A 17,876-nucleotide genomic window follows, 5' to 3' on the forward strand; every position below is an offset into this window, starting at 1 on the left:
CCAGGAGATGATCCGGATGGGCTTCCGCATGGTGCTGGAGTCGCGTCCGGAGATCGAGGTCGTCGGTGAGGCGGACGACGGCGACACCGCGATCGAGGCGCTGAAGACCGTCGAGGCGGACGTCGTGCTCATGGACGTACGCATGCCGCGCATGAGCGGCGTCGAGGCCACCCGGCGCATCCGGGCCCGCGACGACGCCCCGCGCGTGCTCATCCTCACCACCTTCGACCTCGACGAGTACGCCTACGAGGCGCTCCAGGCCGGGGCGAGCGGCTTCCTGCTCAAGGACACCCCGGTGGAGGAGATCGCCGCCGCGATCGCCCACGTGCACGCCGGGGACGCGGTCGTGGCGCCGAGCACGACCCGCCGCCTGCTCGACCACTTCGTACGCGGCCGGCCGCCCGCCGACCTGCTACGGAAGGGCAGCCGCCTGCCCGGGCTGACGCCCCGCGAACGCGAGGTGCTACTCCTGATCGCCCGAGGGCTGTCGAACGCCGAGATCGCGCGGGAACTCGTGCTCACCGAGGGCACCGTCAAGATCCACGTCGGGCGCATCCTGGCCAAGCTCGGCCTGCGCGACCGCGTCCAGGCCGTGGTGCTGGCGTACGAGACGGGCCTGGTGACGGCCGGCGACCACTGACCGCGTCTATGCCCTGAGGCATACGCGGCACGGCGCCTATCGCCTGAGGCATACGCGAAAGATATGCCTGCGGCGAGACGATCCGCGCCCGCCCTTCCAGGCACGGTTGAGCCATGTCCTACATCGTCGCCACCGAGCAGCTCACCAAGCGGTACGGCAGCCGCACCGTGGTGGACGGCCTGAACCTGCGCATCCCCCCTGGCTGCGTCTACGGCTTCCTCGGCCCGAACGGATCGGGCAAGTCCACGACCATGAAGATGCTGCTGTCCCTCGTCCGGCCGTCCAGCGGCGAGGTGCACATCATGGGACAGCCGATGAACCCCGCCACGCGGCGCGGGCTCCTCGCCTGCATCGGCTCCCTCATCGAGTCGCCGCCCGGCTACGGCCATCTCACCGGCCGGGAGAACATGCGGCTCGTGCAGCGCCTCCTCGGCCTGCCCGACCGGTACGTCGACGAGGCCGTACGCACCGTGCGCATGCAGGACCAGCTCGACAAGAAGGTGCGCGACTACTCGCTGGGCATGAAGCAGCGCCTCGGCATCGCGATGGCCCTGGCCAGGCGGCCGCGCCTGCTGATACTCGACGAGCCCACCAACGGGCTCGACCCGGCCGGCATCGAGGAGATCCGCGACCTGCTGCGCCGCCTGTCCGGCGCGGGGGTGACGGTGATGGTCTCCAGCCACCTGCTCGGCGAGATCGACAAGACCGCCACCATGCTCGGCATCCTGAACGGCGGGCGGCTGATCTTCCAGGGCACCCGCGACGAGCTGCTCGCCGCCTCCACCCCCGACGTGCTCATCGACACCCCGGACCCGGAGTACGCCAACGCGCAGCTCAAGGGCATGGTGGCGAGCCGCCTCGACCGCGGCTCCGTGCGCGTCAGCGGCATCGGCGACCCGGTGACCGCGCGGGTGGTGGCGCACCTCGTCGGGGCCGGGGTGGACATCCACGGCGTGCGGCGGGACGAGCAGTCGCTGGAGGACGTGTTCATGGCCCTCACGAGTGGAGGCGGGCTGTGAACGGGCGCGCCGGGGCGAACGAGGCGCGGGCTGTGGGCGCGCTCGCCAGGGCGGACGGGTGGGGGACCATGGCGAACAGGTGGGCGGCCGTGGCGAACGAGTTCGCCAAGATGCGGCACCTGCGGATGGGCGTGGTCGCGTCCGTCATGGTGATCATCGTGGTCGGCCTGTCGGTCGGCAGCGCCGCCACGAGCCCGGCGTTCGCCGAGGCGGCGGGCCGCTCCTGGGAGGCGCTGCTCGCGGGCATGTCGCTGGCCGTGCCGCTCGCCTCGCCGCTGCTGCTCGCGGTCATGGCCAGCCGGCAGGTGGACATCGAGCACCAGGGCAACGGCTGGCTGCTGTCCCAGACGTCCGGGCTCACGCCGGGCGGCCTGTGCCGGATCAAGCTCCTCGCCGTCGGCATCGTGGTCGCCGCCGCGACCGTCCTGGAGAGCGTCCTGCTGCTCGGCGCCGGGCTGCTGCTGGGCGTGCCCGACCCGGTACCCGCCGGGCTGTGGGCGGGATACACGGCCTCGGTGTCGGTGGCGAACCTGGTCGTACTGGCCCTGCACATCCTGCTGTCGGCCCGCATCGACAACCAGCTCGTCGGGCTGGGCATCGGCGTGCTCGGCACGATCGTCGCGGTGTTCGCGACCGCGCTGCCGCCCGCCGCGGCGCACGTCACCCCATGGGGCTACTACGCGCTCGCGGCCGCCGCCGGTTACGAGGGGGAGCGGCTCGTGGCCATGACGCCGGCGTACGGCAGCATCGCCGCGCTCGGGGTGGTCGCCGCCGCCTTCTTCCTGTTCATCACCGGCCGTTCTGGCTGGAAGGAGGGCTGACATGGGTGCCGTACGCGCGGAGTTCATCAAGCTCAAGCGCTCCCTGAGCTGGACCGTCGTGGTGCTGCTCCCCGTGGCGATGGTGATCGCGGGCGCGGTCAACTCGCTCGTCTCCGGCGAGAGCCCCGAGGACGGCTGGCCCACGATGTGGCTGCGGTCGGTCGTGTTCTACGGGCTGTTCCCGCTCGCCATCGGCATCGGCATCCTCGCCTCCCTGGTGTGGCGGGTGGAGCATCGCGGCGGCAACTGGAACGCGCTCATGAGCGGCCCGACGTCCTCGATGCGGATCGTCGCCGCGAAGGCGGTCGTGGTGGCCGTGCTCGCCGCCGCGATGCAGGCGGTCCTGTTCCTCACCGTGACCGTCATCGGCTCGTTCGTCTTCGCCATCCCCGGGCCGCCGCCCGGCCGGTACGCGGCCGTCAGCCTGCTCATCATCATCGCCTGCCTGCCCGTGGCCGTGCTGCAGTCGGGGCTGTCGATGCTCATGCGTTCCTTCGCCGCGCCGATCGCGGTGGCCTTCCTCGGCGCGGGCGCGGCCGTCGTCCTGCTGCTGGCCGGTCTCGACGCGGCGATCTTCGTCGTCCCGTACGCGCTCATCAGCCGGGCCACCCAGCTCGGCACCGGCACCTTCAGCGACACCGGCGCCATCACCGGGGGCGACGTGGTCTCGATCGTGACCGCCGCGCTCGTCCTCACCACGGCCCTGCTCACCGCCACCACGGCGATCCTGGACCGCCGCGACACCCGTACCTGACCTTCCACGAGTGCTGAAGGAGCGACGATGTCATACGAGAACATTCCGGAACCCGCTGGGGAGCTCGGGCGGCGCTCGGCCAGGTTCCATGGCGTCCTGGCGCTCTGCTTGGCGGCCGCGGCCTTCGTGTTCTCGCCGTTCTTGCTGCTGATTCCGCTGCTCGGCTTCCTGCCCGCGCTCATGGCCGCGGCCGGGGTCGCGGTGGCGTGGGCGGGGCTGCGGCGCAGCGACCACGGCACCGGCCTCGCGCTCACGGGGCTCATCGTCTCGGTCGTGGTGTTCGGGCTGACGGCGAGCGTCGCCACGCTGTGGAACTTCCTCATCGTCGACCCGGCCGTCCGCGACTATGAGGAACTGCACGAGGTGATCGACTACATCAGGAGCCTGGTGTTCGGATCCTGAGTGCTCTCTCGGTTCGGTCCGCGCTGACGACATCCGTGCTCATGACAGGGGGTTGGCACAATGCTCGTACCGCTTCGCAGACCTGCCGGACCCGTCCACGGCGCGTGCGGCGCCCCGACCCCGGCGCGCTCCCGCCGGCTCGGGGGTGAGGGGTGAGCCCGCTCGCGACCTACGGTTACACGCCGAAGCCGGCGGACATCGACCCGGACGCGACTCCCCAGTTCTCCCCGATCATCGCTAGGACGGAGACCTGGCACCAGCCGGTCTGCCCCAGCGCGTACGACTGCGTCCGCCTGGTCGTGCCCCGGTCGGGCTCGGCGATCCTGCTCAGCGAGTTCGGCGAGAAGCCCGTCAAGCCGGGCGACGTCGTACTCCTCGGCTCGAACGTCCTGTGCGGCAGCGACCCCGAGGGGCACTTCACGACGACCACCGTGTACCTCGACACCGACTACCTCGTCGACCAGATCTTCTGGCAGTACGCCGGAGTCCTGCAGGACCGGCTCGACGCCCAGGGCTTCGCCGAGACCGTCTACAGCGAGCCCGCCCAGATCCTGCGGGTCGGCGAGCAGCGTACCGGCATGATGATGCCCTGGCTCGACGAGCTCGTCGCGCTCACCATCGCCGGCGACTACACCTCCACGTTCCACCGGATGCAGGCGCTGTGGTTCTCGATCGTCGACGTCGTCGCGCCGTACATCCGGATCTCTCCTGTACGCCGCACGCCCACGCAGCGGGCCACCACCCGGCCCACGCTGCCGCGCGACCGCCGCTTCGCGCCCCTCAGAGCCGAGGCCGCCCAGGTCCGCGACGCGATGCGGGCCGACATCGCCGAGTCATGGACGCTGCCCAGGCTCGCCGCCATGGTCCACTTATCGCCGAAGCACCTGTGCCGCATCTTCACCGAGACCTTCGGCAAGACGCCGCTCGCGTACCTGACGATGCTGCGGGTCGAGGAGATGGCGCGGCTGCTCCGCGAGACGGACCTCACCGTGGCCGAGGCGGGGCGGCAGGTGGGCTGGCGCAGCCGCAGCCGCGCCAGCGACGCGTTCGTCCAGTGCATCGGCGTCACGCCGCGCCGCTACCGGGCGATGCGCAGCACGTACCCGCGCCACCAGGACCAGCCGACGTCCTGACGGCTCGCTTGTATCGTTGCGACACGATCCACTCCGACTGGTCGGATGTACGCGACAGGCTCGCACGGCCGGCCGAGGTCAGCGGCGCTGCGGGCCAACGGTTGGACGCCCGAGCCGCCCCTGACCCTGGCGAGCTGGCCGCGTCCATCGAGGAGTACAACGCGGCCGATGAAGCGTACTGGGAGCAGTACCACGCGGTCGTTTACGACCTCCGGCATTCGACCGGCCTGCTGTATCTCGGCGACCTCGGGTGCGCCCGGTGGGCGTCGCTGGTGGTCAGCGGGCCTGCGCGGGGGCAGATGTGGGGCGACCACACCGCCGACGGCGGCGGATTCTTTCCGCTCGTCGACGACGATGGGAGGCGTATGGGGTTCGCGCGGTGGTACCGGCGCTGGCTGGACGAGGCCGAGGAGCAGGTGATGCGCGACGCCCGCTGAGCCGTCGGACGGCCGGCGGGGATACGGGATGCGGCCGTTGAGCCATCTGCTGACGGTTTTCAGGCTACGGACAGGGCGGCGGCTACGTCGGCGGCGTTGAGGCGGGCTGCGGACCTCGGACCTGGCCCCCACCACGCGGACGGGCACACCCATCGAGCCGCGGAACTTCAACCGCGCCTTTGAGAGCCACTGCCGGCGAGCGGGTGTCCCGCGCATCCGCGTCCACGACACCCGCCACACCTGTGCCTCGCTTCTGGCCGCCCTCGACGTTCATCCTCGCGTGGCCATGCGCATCCTGCGCCACTCGCAGATCTCGATGACCATGGACGTCTACACGCAGATTCCCAGTCCTGAAACCCGTAAGGCGCTTGACCGGCTCAACCGGAGCCTCGACCGTTCAAGCGATATGTAACTAATCCCTCAGTGCTACAACATAGGCCCTCTGGGGATATCCCAGAGGGCCTATGTGTGTGCACCGGACCCCGTCTTAGCCGAAGAGATATGTCGGACTGGCTACGGTGGTCATTTCGCTTTTCGCTGCTTGTGATTCAAAAGAAGAGGGCTTCCAGCGAAGCGCTCAATTCACTGCCTGCCGGATGGGGCGGAGGGCGGATGACGCACCCTGTGATCTGTGAACGGGCCAAGGGGCACAACTGCGCGTGTTCTGCCTGCGGAGGGACGCAACACGGCTGGACCAATGATCTCAAGTTGGCCCGGGACCCTTCTCCTGCCGCTCGTCGGCAGGCGAGAGATGACAGCGATCGAGCTTGGGCCGAAGCTCAACAGAAGCCGCCAAGGTACAGGCGGATAGCAGCCACCGATAGTGCCACAGTCGATCTCGTTGACTGGTTATCCGAAAACCCCGACACCATCGACCGTATTCAGGCTATCGGCGACCTCCTTGCCGGCCCGGTAATCCAGGAGCTCGATAAGCAATTCGGTGGGACCAGGCCCCGAAAGCTTAGAAAGCAACTCACTGATCACTTCTGGTGCGATCTTTTTGTCGCCGTGGCCGAGGCCATCGAGACATTCTCGAAGGCCATCGACCGAGTCCCAGAGTACGTGACGGCGGCCGTCCTGCAGTCTCGGAAAGCCGAGGGACGCAGTGTCCTTCTCGATGCACTGGTGGGACTTGCCGTACGAACGGCATGGAAGTCCATCACGAGCATGATCGACACAGCGGGGGCCGAGGAGATCCAACGAGGATGCCGGATCCTCGCCGTCCTGATCTGCCCTGCGCCCGAGAAGCACAAGGCCGTCCAGGACGGCGCCCTCCTCCCCTTGGCGAAGGAGGGGTTGTTGGAGACCAGCAGGGAGCGACTTGAGCAGGTCTTACCCGAGGATTGGGTGCGCCGCCTGCGAGAGGGCCTCGACGACGCCTGAGTGCAGCGGTCGGCGTCCTGTGAGGCGTGGGCTGTACGCGAGGGATCGGCTGTGTCGGGCTGCGTTGCTGTACGACGCTGCTGTACGGCCACGACAAAGGCCCTCCGGGATCATCCCAGAGGGCCTTTGACCTGGTGCGCGGCCGAGAGGACTCGAACCCCTAACCTTCTGATCCGTAGTCAGATGCTCTATCCATTGAGCTACGGCCGCTTGGCGCTGCCGCTTTGACCTGCCCGGCCTCAGCGACAAGAAGACTCTACCAGAGTCGCACAGTGCTTTTAGCCGTCTGAGCGCCGTCCCGGGGATCCGGCGGACGTTCGGCGTCTCTCCCACCCCTGTACGGCGCGCGTGCCCCCGGGCTTCGGGCTGTGGATACATCGAAGGGTGTATTCACAGGCGGACCTTCGCAGGAGGTCAGGGGCGGTGGGAGGTGGTGGGATGGAAGGCATGTGGCGAGTGGTGTTGGGGGCTGTGGTGGCCTTCGCGACCGGCGTGTTGCTGATCGTGGGCAATGCCTACCTGCCCCGTGGCGTGCCCTCGTGGGTGCTGGTGGTGCCGCTGGCGTTCACCTGTGCGGGGGTGCTGGTGCGGCAGCGGGCGCCGCTCGCCTCGCTGGCGCTGGGCGTGGTGGGGGTGACGATCGACGGGTTCGTGGGGCCGTCCCTGGGGACGGTGCTGGTGTTCACCGACAACCTGTACGCCGCCGCGCTCTACGGTCCCGCCCGCTTCGCCCGCGTGCTGCTGGGCATCTGTTCCGTGCTGGCGGTCGTGGCGGGGGCGCTGGCCGGGATCCTCGACTCTGACTGGCGGACGCTGGCCGTCATGGGCATCCAGGCGGGGCTCGTGCTCATCACGCCGGTCACGACGGCGCTGGTGCTGCGCGAGCACCGTGACCGGGCGGCGGCGGAACGGGCGCGGGCCGAGCAGGTCGCCCGCCTCGCCGAGCTGGACCGGCAGGCGGCCGTCACGTCGGAGCGTACGCGGATGGCCCGCGAGCTCCACGACCTGATCGCCAACCACTTCAGCGCCATCGCCATCCAGTCCACGGCCGCGCTGTCCCGCAAGGATCTCGACGCCAAGACGGTGCGATCGATCATGGAGTCCGTACGCGAGAACAGCGTCAAGGGCATGGCCGAGATGCGGGCCATGATCGGGCTGCTGCGGCAGGAGGGCGACGACGGGGAGGGCGAGGCCACGCGTCCCCGGCTGGCCGACGCGCAGACCCTCATCGACCGGGCGCGTCAGGCGGGGATGTCGGTGGACGCGCGGGTCGAGGGGGAGCCGCGGGAGCTGCCCGCCGCCGTTGACCTGGCCGGCTACCGCATCCTCCAGGAGGCACTCACCAACGCCATGAAGCATGGGGAGTCGCCGGTGCGGGTGCTGATCTCGTACGAGGGCGGCAACGGGGGCGGGCAGGTCGCCTTGCGCGTGGAGAACCGGATCGGTGGCGAAGGCCGGGCGAGAGGGGTAGAGGGCCTGCTCGGTGTCGGAGCCGGGCTGGTCGGGATGCGGGAACGGGCCTCGCTGGTGGGCGGGTCCTTCGAGGCCGGTCCTGTTACGGGGCCGGCGGCGGCCGGGTCTGCCACGGGTCCGTCGGCGGGTCCGTCGGAAGGGGCGGCTGAGGGGGCGGTTTCCGAGTCCGCTGTGGGCTCGGCGGCGAATCCTGCGGTCGGCCCGGGGGCGGGGCCGGTGACAGGCCATCTGGAGGGCCGGACGGCGGGCTCAGCAGGGTCGGTGACGGGTGCGGCCGGCTCAGCGGAGGGTTCGGCCGCGGGCGGTGCGGCGGCGGGCGATGCGGCGGCGGCTGCTGCGAACAGCGCCGGCGGGCAGTGGTGGCGGGTGATGGCCGTGCTGCCTGCTGATCCGGACGCCGAGGTCGGGGCGGCTTCCGGTGGCGGGATTCGGTGATGGGGTTCCTTCGACTTGCGGTGGAGGTGGATGGTGGCTGTACGGGTGCTGGTCGCTGACGATCACGCGGCGGTCAGGGTCGGCATCGTGCTGATCCTGGAGGGAGCCGAGGACATCGAGGTCGTGGGCGAGGCCGCCGACGGGGTGGAGGCCGTGGCCATGGCCAAGGAGCTGCGGCCCGACGTCGTGTTGATGGACATACGGATGCCGCGTCTCGACGGCATCTCCGCCACCCGCGAGCTCGCCGGGGTCTGTGACGTGCTGATCCTCACCACGTTCGATGTGGACGAGTACGTGTTCGGGGCGTTGCGGGCGGGCGCGGCCGGGTTCCTGCTGAAGAACACGGACGCCGATTCCCTGGTGGAGGCCGTACGCGTGGTGGCGCGTGGTGACGGGCTCATCTCGCCCGGGGTGACGCGGAAGCTGATCGCCGCCTTCGCCGAGCAGGCGCCGGCACCGGCGCGCAAGCCCGAGGGCGGTGCGGACCTGGCCGCGCTGACCCCGCGCGAACGCGAGGTGCTCGCCTGCATCGGCCGGGGGCTGTCCAACGCCGAGATCGCCCGGGAGCTCGACATGGCGGAGGCCACCACGAAGACGCATGTGAGCCGGGTGCTCAACAAGCTGGGGCTGAAGAGCCGCGTTCAGGCGGCGATCTATTACTCGGAGGGTGCGTAACGGGGCAAGTGGACTGTTGGGCCGTAGGGTGTGCGGGGTGAGCGTTTTGTCGTTGCTGTCCTGGTCGTCGTCGGCGCCCGGCTTCATGCGGTACGGGCTCGCCGCCGTCGTGAGCGGGCGGTGAAGGCGTTGACCGGACGTCGCTTGCGGATGCCGGGTCCGATCATGGCGATTGGTCTGATCGTGACGACTAGGGGGGTGGACCGAGCCGATGACCACGACACCGCCGTCGGGGCCTGACGAGGAGCCCGAGCAGCCGGGGCAGGGGGATGCCGAGCCGGCGCAGCGTGACATGCCGCCGCGCGACATGCAGCCGCCCGGACAGCCGGGCCAAGAGGGCATGTCGGGCGGTCAGCCGGGTGAGGGCGTGTCGGGCGGTCAGCCGGGTGAGGACGGGGTGCCTGCTGAGCAGCCGCAGTTCCTGCCTCCGCCGGACGGGTCGGTGATCAAGCCGCCTCCCAGTGCCGAGCCGCCCGGTGGGCAGCCGGTGCCGCCGGCTCCAAGCGGCCGGCCGATCATGATGCCGCCGCCCACCGGTACGCCCGCCGCCATCCCGCCTCCGTCCGGTGTCCCGAGGCCGATGCCGCTGCCGGACGAAGACACGTGGGGTGTGGGTAAGCCGCGCGCGAGTGCAGCCGAGGCTGGGGAGTCGCGCCAGGGGGCGCAGGGCGGTGAGACGCCGGGCGACGGGGACCGGCAGCCCGAGGCGTCGGGTGAAGGGGAGGCGGGTCACGAAGAGCCTGGGCAGTCGTCGGAGGCGTTCTCGGGCGCCGGGCCGTCGTCGGACGTGCCCGCGGGGGCTGGGCGGCCGACGTTCGTGCCGCCCGACAACGCCTACCCGCTGCGCCCCGAGCCGCCGCAGGGCCGCAGCGGTCCGCAGTACGAGGGCGGGTTCGCCGGGCAGCCGCCGTACGGGCCTGGAGGCGGTTATGCGCAGCCTGGGGCAACCGGCCCCGGGCAGCCGCCGTACGGGCCTGAAAGCGGTCATGCGCAGACCGGCCAGGGGCAGCCGCCCTACGGCGGCCGGCAGCCGTACGGAGCCACGCCGCCCGGCCAGTCACCGCACGAAGGCCAGCCGCAGTACGGCGGCCCCACGCCCTCAGGCCAGCCGTACAACCCGCAAGGCCAGGGCCCGTACGGAGGCCCGCCGCCGGGCGGGCAGTTCCCGCCGCCCACCTTCGGCCCCCCGCCACCCCCGCCCACGGCGAGCAACAAGGCGGGCGTCGTGGTGGCCTTCTTCTTCGCCGGCCTGGCCATCTACAGCGTCCTCAACGCGGTCATCGGCTTCTTCGTCTTCTTCGCCGCCCTGAACGCCGAGGGCAACTCCAACCCGTACGTGATCGCCGGCACCGTGATCCTGGCCGCCGTCGGCCTGGTTGCGGGCATCGGGCTGTGCTTCGTGCGCAGGCCGTGGGCGCGGGGCCTGGGCCTGGGGCTGATGGTCGGGTGGGCGCTGTGGTCGATCATGTCGGCGGGCTTCTGCACGGGCCTCAATCCGGACCTGTACACCTGACATGCCGTACCACGAGATCTTCGTCGGCCTCGGGGTGCTGGTGGCCGGGATCGTGTTCGTACGCGAGGCGCGCAGCAGGGGCGCCCTCAACGAGCAGTCCCTTGTGGCGGTGGCCGGGGCGCTGGTGGGCGGCGCGATCGGGATGCGGCTCGCGGGCTGGATGGAGACCCTGAATGTGAAGGACCTGTGGCTGTACGGCTCGCGCAGCATCCTGGGCGGTCTGACCGGCGCGTACGCCGGCGTGCTGGTGGCCAAGCGGATCATCGGCTACAAGCAGCGCACGGGTGACCTGTTCGCCCCGGCGGTGGCGCTCGGGATGGCGGTGGGCCGCATCGGTTGCCATCTGACGGAGGCGCCGGGCCGGCCGACGGACCTTCCGTGGGGCGTGCACGCGCCGCCGACGACGCCGGAATGCCCGGGATGCCTGACCGGCGAGGCGATGCACCCGTCGTTCATCTACGAGATCATCTTCCAGCTCGCCGCGTTCGTGGCGTTGCGCTGGGCGCGTCACAGGATCACGCAGCCGGGGGAGCTGTTCACGCTCTACCTGGCGGGTTACGCGGTCTTCCGCTTCTTCGTGGAGTTCACCAGGGCGAACGAGACCGTGTGGCTCGATCTCACCAGGCCCCAGTGGTTCCTCATCCCGGGCATGGTGCTGCTCGGGGTGCGGCTCGCGTACGGCTGGCGGCGCGGTTACTACGATGCCCTTTTCAGGCGGGAGGTCATGACATGAGTGCTGGTATGGGGCTTCGTGGCGATCGCATCCTGCGGTACGTGAACGCGTTCTGTCCGAGCTGTCACGGCCGCGACCTGGCGGAGGTCGAGCGGCTGAGCGGGTACCTGGCCGAGCGGGACGGCAAGGTCTGGCTCGAACGCGGCTGCCGCGAGCACGGCTTCATCCGCACCCTGTACGACGAGGACCCGGAGATCCTCGCGTACCTGGAGGAATGGACCGCCCCCACCAAGCAGCACATCCCCGACACGCCGGGGAACTTCCTGCCCATCCCCTCCGCCTACCTCCAGGGCCTGCCGGAGATGCAGACGCAGCACACCTGCATCCTCCTGGAGGACATCGCCGAGACCTGCAACCTGCGCTGCCCCACCTGCTTCGCCGACAGCTCGCCCGACCTGACCGGCGTCGTCCCCGTCGCGGACGTGCTGGCCAACGTCGACCAGCGTCTCGCGCGCGAGAACGGCAAGCTCGACGTCCTCATGCTCAGCGGCGGCGAGCCCACGCTGCACCCCGAGCTCAAGACGCTGCTCGCCGAGCTGACCGCCCGCCCGATCACCCGCATCCTCGTCAACACCAACGGCGTGCTCATCGCCAGGGACGACGCGCTGCTCGACCTGCTCACCGAGCACAGGGAGCGGGTGGAGGTCTATCTCCAGTACGACGGCACGTCGGCCGAGGCGTCCCGGCACCACCGCGGCGGCGACCTGACCAGGATCAAGGCGGACGCCGTACGCCGGCTGTCGGAGCGCGAGATTTTCACCACGCTCGTCATGACCGCCGCGCTCGGCGTGAACGACGGGGAGATCGGCGACGTCGTACGCATGGCGCTGGACACCCCGTACGTCGGGGGCGTCTCGCTGCAACCCCAGTTCGGCTCCGGCAGGTCGGGCGCCATCGACCCCAACGACCGGCTCACCCACACCGGCGTGCTCAAGCGCCTTGGCCCGCAGACCGGCGGGCTGGTGACCTGGCGCGACCTCACCGCGCTGCCCTGCTCCCACCCGCACTGCTGCTCGGTCGGCTACATGCTGCGCGACGACGCGGGTGAGTGGCGCTCGCTGACCGCGCTGATCGGACACGACCGGCTCAAGGCGAACCTCGGCCTGGTCTCCAACCGCATCGCCGACACCGAGATCCCGCGCGAGCTGCGCCTGGCCGTACAGGAGTCGCTGCTCGGGCTGCTGTCGGAGCAGTCGTCGCTGTCGCATCCGCAGATCGGCGACCTGTGGCGGACCATCTGCGAGAACTGCGACCTCGGCATCTCCACCCTGCTCACGCTGGCCTCGTCGGCGCTGCCGGGACGGCGCAAGAAGCTGCGCAGGATGCTGGGCGAGCGGGTGGTGCGGATCACGATCAAGCCGTTCATGGACCTGTCGACGATGATCGAGGAACGGCTCACGCAGTGCTGCGTGCATGTGGGGACGCGCGGCGAGCAGGACCAGTGCGCGCCGTTCTGCGCGGTGCAGGCCTGGCCGCAGCTTTCGCGTCAGCGGCTGTCGGCGGTGGCGCGGATGCCCGAGGGCCGGCGCCTGCCGGTGGTGGCGCCCGTGACCGAGCCACAGGGGACGCCGCGGTGAACGGGGCGCAGGGCCCGGCGGGGGTGCAAGGGTCGGCGGGTGCGCAGGGATCGGGGGGTGCGCAGGGGTCGGGGGCGCAGCCGTACGATCCGCTGCGCCTGTGCGTGTACGCGACCGTCGCCCTCCTGGCCTGGCTGCTCGGCCCCTGGGCGGTGCTGGGCTTCGCGGCGCTGGGGTTCGCCGGCTATTGGCGGGCCAGGCGAGCGGGGCTGTCCAGGAGCAAGTGCTTCCTCCGGGACACCCGGCTCGTGCTGGCCTACCTCGGGCTCATCGGCCTGGTCGCGCTGGCGGCCATCGTCGTGGGATTCCTATGACTCCGCGGGGACGTACAGGCTGAGGGTCTCGGCGACGCAGGCGGGACGCTTCTCGCCCTCGATCTCGATCGTCATCTTCAAGCTGGCCAGGTAGCCGGCCGGGGTGCCCTTGACGTCGGTCAGCTCGCCGACCGCGCGCACGCGTGCGCCGACCGGCACGTGGCGGGGGAAACGTACCTTGTTGAGGCCGAAGTTGACGCCCATCTGGATGCCCTCCACCTTGACCATGGAGAACATGAACGAGGGCAGCAGCGACAGCGTCAGGTAGCCGTGGGCGATGGTGCCGCCGAACGGCCCCTCCTTGGCCCGCTCCACGTCGACGTGGATCCACTGGTGGTCGTCGGTGGCGTCGGCGAAGGTGTTGACCTGCTCCTGGGTGATGGTGCGCCACTCGGTCGGGCCGAACGTCTCGCCGACGGCCGCCTTGAGTTCCTGTACGTTCGCGAAGGTCCGCATGGCCACGAACGCTATTGCGCGGGCGGTACGGCTGCCAACTCCCCGTACGCCGCCGGGAGGGCGCGACGCGCCGGAAACGGGGCCGGATAACCCGGGGCTCCGGGTGTTCCCAAGATCTTTACTCGAAACCATCGCATCTGTGTTCGAGTCCGCGCTACAGTCTTGGGTATCGCAATCGAACAGAGGTTCGGCCTGGTGAGAGGGGATGTGTCCGATGACGGTGTGCGCGCCCGCCCCTGCTCGGACACGCCGTAGCACTTTCTTCCCAAATCTAAGACGGCCGCTATATCCGGCAATAAAGTCCGAGAGCGTGGACCCTGTGCGAAACCCCTACGCTCCCGGCGCCGGGCAGCGACCGCCGGAGCTCGCCGGGCGCGATCGCGAGCTGCAGCAGTTCGAGGTCGTGCTGGAGCGGGTGGCCCGTGGCCGTCCCGAGCGCAGCATGGTCGTGACCGGCCTGCGGGGAGTCGGCAAGACCGTCCTGCTCAACACGTTCAAGTCCATGGCCATGCAGCGGCTGTGGGGCACGGGCAAGATCGAGGCCCGGCCCGACCAGTCGATCAGGCGGCCGGTGGCCGCCGCCCTCCACATGGCCATCCGCGAGCTGGCGCCGCGTCACCGCGCGCCCGAGCGCATCGAGGAGTTCCTCGGCGTGCTCAAGGCGTTCGCGATGCGCGACCCGTCCGCGGCCAAGGGCACCTCGCACTGGTCGCCCGGCATCGAGGTGCCCGCCAGCCGCGGGCGCGCCGACTCCGGTGACCTTGAGATCGACCTCACCGAGCTCTTCGTCGACGCGGCGAGCGTGGCCACCGACCTGGGGGTGGGCATCGCGCTGTTCATCGACGAGATGCAAGACGTCCAGCCCGCCGACGTCTCCGCGCTCTGCGCCGCCTGCCACGAGCTGTCGCAGTCGGGCGGGCCGCTGATCGTGGTTGGCGCCGGGCTGCCGCACCTGCCGAGCGTGCTGTCGGCGAGCAAGAGCTACTCCGAGCGGCTCTTCCGGTACGCGCGCATCGACAAGCTCGACCGCGAGGCGGCCGATCTCGCGCTGATCCTGCCGGCCCGCGAGGAGGGAGTGGAGTTCACCCCCGAGGCGCTCGACGCTCTCTACGAGGCCGCCGACGGCTACCCCTACTTCGTGCAGGCGTACGGCAAGGTCGCCTGGGACCTCGCGCCGCGCAGCCCGATCACCCTCGAAGACGTCAAGGTCTCCGCCCCCGAGGCCGAGGAGGAGCTGGCGGTCGGCTTCTTCGGCAGCCGCTACGAGCGGGCCACCCCGGCCGAGCGCGACTACATGCACGCCATGGCGCAGATCGGCGACGAGCCGGTCGCGACCGCGGAGGTGGCAGAGGCGCTGGGGCGCAAGCCGTCCAGCCTCTCGCCCGCCCGTGACAGCCTCATCAAGAAAGGGCTCATCTACAGCGCCGAGCGCGGCCAGATCGCGTTCACGGTGCCGCACTTCGGCAAGTTCCTGCGCGCCCAGCCCATCTGAGCGCGCCCCTAGACCTCTATTGGGCTGTCTAGTGGGGAAGCTAGACAGCCCAATAGAGTCATATCGCCATGCCTGTCGAGCGGAATCTAACGCTTTCTAGCGTCAGGCCGATACCGTCGTATATTCCGTAAGAGGCTCGCTGCCCTCCGCGCTGACCACGGCCATCCGCACCGCAGGCCGCCGCCCGCTGAGATAGACCGCGAAGACCACGTCGTCGCCGTCGTGGTTGCGGAAGGCGAAGAACCGCCAGCACAGCTCCCGCCACGAGTCGTACGGCTCGGCCGACGTCAGCGTCTCCTTGTTGGCCCGCCAGACGCCGCTCGACCTGAGCCGCGACAGCGTGACCGACTCGGCGGGGCCGCGGCGCTGCTCGCAGGGGGCGCGGAAGCGTACGCGGTCGATCAGCTCCTCGATCTCGGGCGACAGCAGCACGAGCAGGGCCACACCGGCGGCGGCGTACCAGGACAGCTGGAAGGCCGCCACCCAGCCCGTCACCGGCGACCATACCGACATCAACGCCATGCCGGTCAGCACCACCGTGCGGCCGATCGAGCGCAGCCCCACCGGCGCCGAGCTGACCTCGCCGAAGCAGCCGCAGCCCGCGTCCGGCCGCCTCCTGCGCAGCTCAAGGAGCACGTACGTGGACAGCGCGAAGAACGCCACCGTGCCCCACCGGAACAGCGGATGCGTGGTCACCAGCAGCCCTGCGGCCAGCACCAGCTCGCCCACCGCGCACAGCAGCAACGCCGGGACCTGCATGCGCCCCGGCACCAGCACCGCCGGCCCCAGCCTCGACAGCGACCCGGGCTCGCGGCCCGAGGTCACGGTGCCCACCTTCGCCACCGTGCCCAGCAGGAGCATGACGATCAGGAGCGGAAGCTGTGATTCAAGCACCAACGTCACCCCAATCCGATCTGCGCATTGAAGCACCCTTTGACCAGGTCGCCGCCGAGCTCGACGTACGAGGTGGGTGAAAGCTCCGCGATCCGCCCGCGCGGCGAGGTGTCGCACTCGACACACCGGTCGCAGAACCGCCCCGCCACGCACCCGCACGCCACCACTGGCACGTTGGCCGAACGGTTGGTGCACACGTTACGCACCCGCAGCAGGGAGCCGAGCGACAGGTACGGCAGGCCCGCGCACGACACCCCCGCCTGCGGGCAGCCCGTGTCGGAGCGCTCCAGCATGGGGTAGGCGGCGCCGCGCTCCTCCTCGTCGAACGTGTCGGACCAGGTGGCCGTGCCCGCGATGCGCGACTGCGCGCCCGCGTACGCCGGGGGCGGAGGCGGCACCGCCCGCGCCGGGTAAGGCGGCTGCGAGGTGGCGGGCAGCAGCGCGAGGCCCGCGCCGTCCTGCCGGATGCCGATCGCGTCGAACAGGTAGCCGGGCTCGAACCTGGGATGGCGCACCTGGAGCCGGCCGGAGGCGCGGTAGGGGATGACGACCGTACGGTGTCCGCGGTGCGGGCCGCAGTCGAGCTCGACGGTGAGGTCTCTGCGGCCTTCGATGGACAGGATGGTTCCCGTGATGCGGGTGGTGTCGACCCAGATGCGCTCGACCACGCGCCCGTCGCGCATCGCCCGCATGAGCACCATGGAGCCCACGGGCACGTCGGCGGGCGCCACCTCCGCGCCGTGCCAGGCGGTGGCCCAGGGCGCGATCACCAGGCGCTCTTCGCCGCCGCCGGGGGTCTCGATGGTGATCAGGTGCGGGCTGACGTCGAGCACCTCGCCGACCACGGCCCGAAGCGGCTCGCCGGTGCCCGCCTCGGGGCCGGGAACGCCTCCCTCACGGCCGAGCGCCGCCGCGGCGAGCACCCTGCGGCGCTCAACGCTCGGATAGCCCATCCGCCCTCCCTCGCCTCGGGTACTAGGGTCACACGATTCCAAGGCTGGTCACGCCGTGGAGGCTGGATGAGAGCAAAATACGCATCCCAGGGGAAGTGCCTTCACCTACGGCGTCGTACAAACCGCCACCAACCTTGACCTACCTTTGTCTGCGGTGGGCCGAAACCTGAATTGCGGTTCGGGCACAAAAGGGCATCAGGCTGCGATTCTGGCCACGATGCAGACCACCGGCTGGGAAGACGAGTTCCGCGAGTACGTGAGGGCGCGCGGTCCCGCTCTGCTGCGCCAGGCGCACCAGCTCACCGGGCACCCGCTCGACGCGGAGGACCTGCTGCAGAACGCGCTCACCAAGACGTACTTCGCATGGGACCGCATCGAGGACAGGGGCGCGCTGGACGGCTACGTGCGGCGGGCCATGGTCAACATCAACATCTCGCAGTGGCGGCGGCGCAGGCTGGAGGAGTACCCCTCCGCCGAGCTGCCCGAGGTCGTCGTCCACCACCAGCACCACGAGCAGGGCGGTGAGCTGCACGAGGCGCTCGAACAGGCGCTGCGCGAGCTGCCCGAACGCATGCGCGCCGCGATCGTGCTGCGCTACTACGAGGACATGACCGAGCCGGAGATCGCCAAGACGCTCGGGATCAGCGTGGGGACGGTCAAGAGCACGGTGTCGCGCGCGATGGCCAAGCTGAGGAACGCGCTGACGGGCTAGGCGGGTTCGCTTCGCCTGGGGGCGGGTGCGGCGGGCTCGGGCCGAATGGCGACGGCTCAG

Annotated in this window: 20 protein-coding genes and 1 tRNA gene; 17 read left to right on the forward strand and 4 right to left on the reverse strand. The window is 70.3% G+C overall.

Annotated features, from left to right (window positions below; all coding sequences use genetic code 11):
- Window positions 1-7: 7 nt before the first annotated feature.
- The 9 genes from AB0K67_RS19690 to AB0K67_RS19730 all read left to right on the forward strand — a co-directional run bounded on the left by AB0K67_RS19690 (window position 8) and on the right by AB0K67_RS19730 (window position 6,589).
- Entirely contained in the window at window positions 8-640 is a 633-nt protein-coding gene (locus AB0K67_RS19690) for a response regulator transcription factor (RefSeq protein ID WP_364063221.1), read from the forward strand.
- Between the two features lie 113 nt (window positions 641-753).
- Window positions 754-1,659 (forward strand): ABC transporter ATP-binding protein, encoded by a 906-nt coding sequence (locus AB0K67_RS19695; protein ID WP_364061720.1) that lies wholly within the window; start codon window positions 754-756, stop codon window positions 1,657-1,659.
- Window positions 1,656-2,480, forward strand: coding sequence for an ABC transporter permease (locus tag AB0K67_RS19700; protein WP_364061723.1), 825 nt, complete (start codon window positions 1,656-1,658; stop codon window positions 2,478-2,480). Before AB0K67_RS19695 ends, AB0K67_RS19700 begins: the two co-directional genes overlap by 4 nt.
- A gap of 1 nt (window position 2,481) precedes the next feature.
- Window positions 2,482-3,234 (forward strand): ABC transporter permease, encoded by a 753-nt coding sequence (locus AB0K67_RS19705; RefSeq protein WP_364061726.1) that lies wholly within the window; start codon window positions 2,482-2,484, stop codon window positions 3,232-3,234.
- Between the two features lie 27 nt (window positions 3,235-3,261).
- Window positions 3,262-3,636 (forward strand): hypothetical protein, encoded by a 375-nt coding sequence (locus tag AB0K67_RS19710; RefSeq protein ID WP_364061729.1) that lies wholly within the window; start codon window positions 3,262-3,264, stop codon window positions 3,634-3,636.
- Between the two features lie 152 nt (window positions 3,637-3,788).
- On the forward strand, window positions 3,789-4,769 hold the full coding sequence (locus AB0K67_RS19715) for an AraC family transcriptional regulator (protein WP_364061732.1): 981 nt from the start codon (window positions 3,789-3,791) through the stop codon (window positions 4,767-4,769).
- 101 nt (window positions 4,770-4,870) lie between these two features.
- Window positions 4,871-5,206 carry a hypothetical protein gene (locus AB0K67_RS19720; RefSeq protein ID WP_364061735.1) on the forward strand — a complete coding sequence of 112 codons (336 nt, stop codon included), beginning with the start codon at window positions 4,871-4,873 and terminating at the stop codon, window positions 5,204-5,206.
- Between the two features lie 121 nt (window positions 5,207-5,327).
- Entirely contained in the window at window positions 5,328-5,618 is a 291-nt protein-coding gene (locus AB0K67_RS19725) for a tyrosine-type recombinase/integrase (RefSeq protein WP_364063224.1), read from the forward strand.
- Window positions 5,619-5,914: 296 nt separating this feature from the next.
- The gene (locus AB0K67_RS19730; RefSeq protein WP_364061738.1) at window positions 5,915-6,589 is read left to right on the forward strand and encodes a hypothetical protein; all 675 of its coding nucleotides are present in this window, start codon (window positions 5,915-5,917) and stop codon (window positions 6,587-6,589) included.
- Between the two features lie 137 nt (window positions 6,590-6,726).
- On the opposite strand, the gene AB0K67_RS19735 is transcribed toward AB0K67_RS19730, so the two are convergent.
- Window positions 6,727-6,799: transfer RNA gene (locus AB0K67_RS19735), tRNA-Arg, on the reverse strand.
- A 228-nt stretch (window positions 6,800-7,027) separates the two neighbouring features.
- Here AB0K67_RS19735 and AB0K67_RS19740 point away from each other — a divergent pair.
- The 6 genes from AB0K67_RS19740 to AB0K67_RS19765 all read left to right on the forward strand — a co-directional run bounded on the left by AB0K67_RS19740 (window position 7,028) and on the right by AB0K67_RS19765 (window position 13,309).
- The gene (locus AB0K67_RS19740; RefSeq protein ID WP_364061741.1) at window positions 7,028-8,497 is read left to right on the forward strand and encodes a histidine kinase; all 1,470 of its coding nucleotides are present in this window, start codon (window positions 7,028-7,030) and stop codon (window positions 8,495-8,497) included.
- A 30-nt stretch (window positions 8,498-8,527) separates the two neighbouring features.
- Entirely contained in the window at window positions 8,528-9,172 is a 645-nt protein-coding gene (locus AB0K67_RS19745) for a response regulator transcription factor (protein ID WP_364061744.1), read from the forward strand.
- Between the two features lie 211 nt (window positions 9,173-9,383).
- Window positions 9,384-10,685, forward strand: coding sequence for a hypothetical protein (locus AB0K67_RS19750; protein ID WP_364061747.1), 1,302 nt, complete (start codon window positions 9,384-9,386; stop codon window positions 10,683-10,685).
- 1 nt (window position 10,686) lies between these two features.
- Window positions 10,687-11,418: a prolipoprotein diacylglyceryl transferase family protein gene (locus AB0K67_RS19755; RefSeq protein WP_364061750.1), complete on the forward strand. Its 732-nt coding sequence runs from the start codon at window positions 10,687-10,689 to the stop codon at window positions 11,416-11,418.
- 41 nt (window positions 11,419-11,459) lie between these two features.
- Complete coding sequence (locus AB0K67_RS19760) at window positions 11,460-12,995, forward strand: radical SAM protein (RefSeq protein WP_364061753.1); 1,536 nt, start codon at window positions 11,460-11,462, stop codon at window positions 12,993-12,995.
- Complete coding sequence (locus AB0K67_RS19765) at window positions 12,992-13,309, forward strand: hypothetical protein (protein WP_364061756.1); 318 nt, start codon at window positions 12,992-12,994, stop codon at window positions 13,307-13,309. Before AB0K67_RS19760 ends, AB0K67_RS19765 begins: the two co-directional genes overlap by 4 nt.
- On the opposite strand, the gene AB0K67_RS19770 is transcribed toward AB0K67_RS19765, so the two are convergent.
- The gene (locus AB0K67_RS19770; RefSeq protein ID WP_364061759.1) at window positions 13,304-13,765 is read right to left on the reverse strand and encodes a MaoC family dehydratase; all 462 of its coding nucleotides are present in this window, start codon (window positions 13,763-13,765) and stop codon (window positions 13,304-13,306) included. The two genes, AB0K67_RS19765 and AB0K67_RS19770, sit on opposite strands and share 6 nt — an antisense overlap.
- A gap of 310 nt (window positions 13,766-14,075) precedes the next feature.
- Here AB0K67_RS19770 and AB0K67_RS19775 point away from each other — a divergent pair, with 310 nt between their 5' ends.
- Window positions 14,076-15,257, forward strand: a complete 1,182-nt coding sequence (locus tag AB0K67_RS19775; RefSeq protein ID WP_364061762.1) for an ATP-binding protein — start codon at window positions 14,076-14,078, stop codon at window positions 15,255-15,257.
- A 102-nt stretch (window positions 15,258-15,359) separates the two neighbouring features.
- Here AB0K67_RS19775 and AB0K67_RS19780 read toward each other — a convergent pair whose 3' ends face one another.
- Together AB0K67_RS19780 and AB0K67_RS19785 are read right to left on the reverse strand one after the other, a co-directional pair.
- Window positions 15,360-16,151 (reverse strand): MauE/DoxX family redox-associated membrane protein, encoded by a 792-nt coding sequence (locus tag AB0K67_RS19780; RefSeq protein ID WP_364061765.1) that lies wholly within the window; start codon window positions 16,149-16,151, stop codon window positions 15,360-15,362.
- 5 nt (window positions 16,152-16,156) lie between these two features.
- A complete protein-coding gene (locus tag AB0K67_RS19785; RefSeq protein ID WP_364061768.1) occupies window positions 16,157-17,104 on the reverse strand; it encodes a hypothetical protein in 948 nt (315 codons plus the stop codon).
- Between the two features lie 217 nt (window positions 17,105-17,321).
- Here AB0K67_RS19785 and AB0K67_RS19790 point away from each other — a divergent pair, with 217 nt between their 5' ends.
- Entirely contained in the window at window positions 17,322-17,816 is a 495-nt protein-coding gene (locus tag AB0K67_RS19790) for a SigE family RNA polymerase sigma factor (protein WP_364061771.1), read from the forward strand.
- Window positions 17,817-17,876 lie beyond the last annotated feature (60 nt).

Origin of the sequence: Nonomuraea sp. NPDC052634 (genome assembly GCF_040678535.1) — a bacterium.
Classification (GTDB): domain Bacteria; phylum Actinomycetota; class Actinomycetes; order Streptosporangiales; family Streptosporangiaceae; genus Nonomuraea; species Nonomuraea fastidiosa.

Bases quoted from the DNA above. Each gene is read 5' to 3' on its own strand.
- AB0K67_RS19690 (WP_364063221.1), top strand. From the start codon at position 8: ATGATCCGGATGGGCTTCCGCATGGTGCTGGAGTCGCGTCCGGAGATC.
- AB0K67_RS19695 (WP_364061720.1), top strand. From the start codon at position 754: ATGTCCTACATCGTCGCCACCGAGCAGCTCACCAAGCGGTACGGCAGC.
- AB0K67_RS19705 (WP_364061726.1), top strand. From the start codon at position 2,482: ATGGGTGCCGTACGCGCGGAGTTCATCAAGCTCAAGCGCTCCCTGAGC.
- AB0K67_RS19710 (WP_364061729.1), top strand. From the start codon at position 3,262: ATGTCATACGAGAACATTCCGGAACCCGCTGGGGAGCTCGGGCGGCGC.
- AB0K67_RS19740 (WP_364061741.1), top strand. From the start codon at position 7,028: ATGGAAGGCATGTGGCGAGTGGTGTTGGGGGCTGTGGTGGCCTTCGCG.
- AB0K67_RS19745 (WP_364061744.1), top strand. From the start codon at position 8,528: ATGGTGGCTGTACGGGTGCTGGTCGCTGACGATCACGCGGCGGTCAGG.
- AB0K67_RS19750 (WP_364061747.1), top strand. From the start codon at position 9,384: ATGACCACGACACCGCCGTCGGGGCCTGACGAGGAGCCCGAGCAGCCG.
- AB0K67_RS19755 (WP_364061750.1), top strand. From the start codon at position 10,687: ATGCCGTACCACGAGATCTTCGTCGGCCTCGGGGTGCTGGTGGCCGGG.
- AB0K67_RS19770 (WP_364061759.1), bottom strand. From the start codon at position 13,765: ATGCGGACCTTCGCGAACGTACAGGAACTCAAGGCGGCCGTCGGCGAG.
- AB0K67_RS19785 (WP_364061768.1), bottom strand. From the start codon at position 17,104: ATGGGCTATCCGAGCGTTGAGCGCCGCAGGGTGCTCGCCGCGGCGGCG.
- AB0K67_RS19790 (WP_364061771.1), top strand. From the start codon at position 17,322: ATGCAGACCACCGGCTGGGAAGACGAGTTCCGCGAGTACGTGAGGGCG.